This window comes from Polaromonas sp. (assembly GCF_018780625.1).
Classification (GTDB): domain Bacteria; phylum Pseudomonadota; class Gammaproteobacteria; order Burkholderiales; family Burkholderiaceae_C; genus Polaromonas.
This window is the reverse complement of the sequence record NZ_JADMJK010000116.1, coordinates 1-3,478: the sequence shown is the minus strand read 5'-3', so window position 1 is coordinate 3,478 and position 3,478 is coordinate 1. Positions and strand designations below refer to the sequence as shown.

The following is a 3,478-nucleotide window of genomic DNA, read 5'->3' as shown; positions in this document are numbered from 1 at the left end:
GTTGCCGTGCGACAGCATCGCGCCCTTGCTGCGGCCGGTGGTGCCGCTGGTGTACAAAATGGCGGCCAGGTCGTCCTCATGCATCACGGCGGCCTCGTGCTGGTCGCTGCAATGCGCGCTGCGGTCCAGCAGCGAGCCGGTGCGGTCGTCGTCGAGCGTGAAGACGTTTTGCGTGCCGGCCTTGAAGGCGATCTTGCTGACCCAGCCCAGGTTGCGGCTGGAACACACGACCACGGCAGGTTCGGCGTTGCCGATGAAGTATTCGATCTCGGTGCTCTGGTAGGCGGTGTTGAGCGGCAAAAACACGTAGCCGGCGCGCAGCGTGGCCAGGTAGAGCACCACGGCTTCCACCGACTTTTCAACCTGCACCGCGACGCGGGAACCTTGGGGCAGGTTGAGCGACTGCAGCAAATTGGCCATCATGGCTGTGCTGCGCTCCAAGTCAGCCCATGAGTAGGTCAGGCCGTTGTCGGTTTCGATGGCGACCGCGTCCAGATCGGCCGGAAAAGCGGCCCGCAGCGCGGCAAACAGGTTTTGGTTTTTCATAGGAATCAGACGGCCAGTAAATTAAAAATGAAAGCGCCCGCTTCAGTCCGAAAACTGCGGCGAACGCTTTTCGATGAATGCGGTGACGCCCTCGCGGTGCTCGGCAGAGGGCGCGTAGTCATAGGCAGTTGCTACTAAATCAGAAGCTACTTCATGAACCAGGACGGGGGCTAGTGCCCTGAATGCCTGTTTATTCAGACGCGCTGCCTGCGGTGCCAGCGGGCGAATACGGTCCAGGCAGGCCAGCGCCGCGGTCTGGACCTCAGTCGCGGGCACCACCTGGTTCAAAAAGCCGCGCTGCTTCATCTCGGCCGCGCCCAGCACGGCGGCCGACAGCAGCATTTCGCGCGCGGTCAACTCGCCCACAGCGCGCATCACCAGCGCGGCTTCGCGCGGGGCCATGGGAAAGCCGAGCCGGGCAATTGGCGCGCCAAAGCGGGCGGCATCGCTGGCCAGCCGGAGGTCGCAGCAACTGGCAATCTCGACGCCCGCGCCCATGCAGTTGCCCTCGATCTGGGCCACGATCGGCAGGTCGCAGGCCAGCATGGCCTGCAGGCCGCCCCACACTTCGCGCTCATGAAAGTCGCGCAGGCTGGCTTCGTCAAAGCGAAAGGCTGCGTATTCAGAGATGTCGCCTCCGGCGCAGAAATGCCCGCCCTCGCCCCGGACCAGCACGGCCCGCAGCGCGCAGTCTTGCTGCACCGACTCAAAAACAGCGCGCAGTTCGCGCCACATCGCGCGCGACATGGCGTTGAACTTGCCCGGATGGGACAACGTGACAAAGGCCACCGCGCCGGAGATGTCGAGTGAAACGGCGCCGCTCACAGACCGCTCCAAGGCGAAACCGCCCCCTCGGAGGGCAGCGACGACACCCAGCGCGCAAAACCGCGGCCTGTCCCGCTGCGTTTCGCCGCCGGGCCGCCCCAAGGCGAAACCGCCCCCTTGGGGGGCAGCGACGACACGCAGTGCGGGAGCGTGGGGGCCATATTCACTCGAGCTTGGCGCCTGAGGCCTTGACCACCGTGGCCCAGCGCTTGACTTCGCTGCTGACAAAAGCGCCAAACTGCGGCGGCGTGAGGTTGCCGAAGTCTGCGCCGTTGCTGGCCCAGATGGCTTTCAGCTCGTCGGTGGCTGCCGCCCGGCGCAGCTCTTCGGCAATGCGCGCCTGCACGTCAGCCGGTGTGCCCTTGGGCGCCCAGATGCCGTACCAGGTGGTCACGGTGTAGTCGGGCAGGCCCAGTTCGGCGGCGCACGGCACGTCCGGAAAAGCCGGGTTGCGCTTGCTGCCCGACACCATCAGCGCCTTGATGCGGCCGCCCTTGATGTGGCCGGCTGAAGAACCCAGGCCGTCAAACATCATGTCAACGTTGCCGCCAATCAGGTCCTGCAGCGCAGGGCCGGCGCCCCGGTAGGGAATGTGGGTGATGAAGGTCTTGGTCTGCTGCTTGAACAGCTCGCCGGCCAGGTGGTGCGACGTGCCGGCGCCGGCGGAGCCGTAGTTGAAGCGGCCCGGCTTGCTGTTGACCTGCGCCATAAAGGCTTTGAAGTCGCCCGGAATGTTCTTGGGGTTGACGACCAGCACCTGCGGCACGTTGGCCATCAGCGCCAGCGGGACAAAGTCTTTTTCAAGGTCGTAGTCCAGCTTGGGGTACATGGACGGCGCAATCGCGTGGTGCACCGCGCCCATGAACAGCGTGTAGCCGTCCGGCGCGGCGCGGGCCGCAATGCCGGCGCCCAGCGTGCCGCCGGCGCCGCCGCGGTTGTCGATGATGAGCTGCTTGCCGGTCAGCTTGGCAAACTGCGCGGACAGCGGGCGGGCAAACGCGTCGGTGCCGCCGCCAGCGGGAAACGGAACCACCAGCGTCACCGGTTTGCCGGGCCAGCCCGGCTGGGCATGGCTGCCCAGAGAGAGCGCCGCAAGGCCTGCCGCCGCAGCGCGCAATACGTTGCGCCGGGAACCGTTCACATCAAAATCTACTGTCATGCTTGTCTCCTGTCGTTTTAAATAAAAAGCTGGCATCGCTGCCTGAAAACACCGTCAAATATACAAATCCTCGATGCTGCCAGAGGCCGGGATCTTGCCCTGTGCAAACTGGTCGCGGTACTTGTCCAGACGCTTGAGGTCATAGAGGTAATTGACCATCAGGCCATAAGACTGCTTGAGCCCCTTGGGCGACGGGTCGGCGGCCCAGTTGAGCCGCTCGATGCGCGCGCCGTTGCCCAGATGAAAGCGCGCCACCGGGTCCACAGGCTTGCCGTCGCTGCTGGCCTGGCCCAGGTAGTGCGCGGCGCAGTGCAGCAGCATCAGGCGCACCGGCGACTTGTCGGGCAGCGCCAGCGCGCCTTCAGCCGCTGACAGGAAATGCCCGGCGCCCGGCGGCTCGTAGCCCACGGCGCGGCCCAGCGCGGTGCGCTCCTTGTCGCCGAGTTGCTCCAGCAGGCCGGCTGCATTCTTGGCCAGCCAGCTTCTGAAGCCCGGGATGGGCGAGAGCGTGGCAAAGGCCTTGAGCTTGGGGAACTCGTCCTTGAGCGTTTCCACCACGCGCTTGATCAGCGAGTCGCCAAAGCTCACCCCGCGCAGGCCCACCTGGGTATTGCTGATGGAGTAAAAAATGGCGGTGGTGGCCTTGTTCAGGTCGGACGCGTCGGCCGACTCGTCGAGCAGCGGCATGATGCTGCTGGCCATGGCGTCCACCAGCGCGACTTCGACAAAGATCAGCGGCACGTCAGGCAGGCGCGGGTGAAAAAACCCGTAGCAGCGGCGGTCGCTGTCGAGCCGGTTCTTCACGTCGGCCCAGCTCTTGATGTCATGCACCGCTTCGTACTTGATCAGCTTTTCAATCAGCGAAGCGGGTGAATCCCAGCTGATGCGCCGCAGGTCCAGAAAACCCACGTCAAACCAGGTGGAAAACATGTATTCCATTTCCACATC

The 3,478-nt window shown here is 64.7% G+C and carries 4 protein-coding genes; all 4 read right to left on the bottom strand.

The window, feature by feature from the left end; all coding sequences use genetic code 11:
* Positions 1-546 (bottom strand): AMP-binding protein (locus IV091_RS10200; protein ID WP_293468295.1); only part of this gene is annotated, 546 nt, incomplete at its 3' end.
* 42 nt (positions 547-588) lie between these two features.
* The gene (locus tag IV091_RS10195) at positions 589-1,371 is read right to left on the bottom strand and encodes an enoyl-CoA hydratase/isomerase family protein (protein WP_293468293.1); all 783 of its coding nucleotides are present in this window, start codon (positions 1,369-1,371) and stop codon (positions 589-591) included.
* Between the two features lie 163 nt (positions 1,372-1,534).
* On the bottom strand, positions 1,535-2,530 hold the full coding sequence (locus IV091_RS10190) for a tripartite tricarboxylate transporter substrate binding protein (RefSeq protein WP_293468291.1): 996 nt from the start codon (positions 2,528-2,530) through the stop codon (positions 1,535-1,537).
* A gap of 54 nt (positions 2,531-2,584) precedes the next feature.
* A partial coding sequence (locus IV091_RS10185; RefSeq protein ID WP_293468289.1) for a malonyl-CoA decarboxylase family protein occupies positions 2,585-3,478 on the bottom strand: 894 nt, incomplete at its 5' end.

Coding starts and splice junctions, on each gene's coding strand:
- IV091_RS10190 (WP_293468291.1), bottom strand. CDS start 2,530: ATGACAGTAGATTTTGATGTGAACGGTTCCCGGCGCAACGTATTGCGC.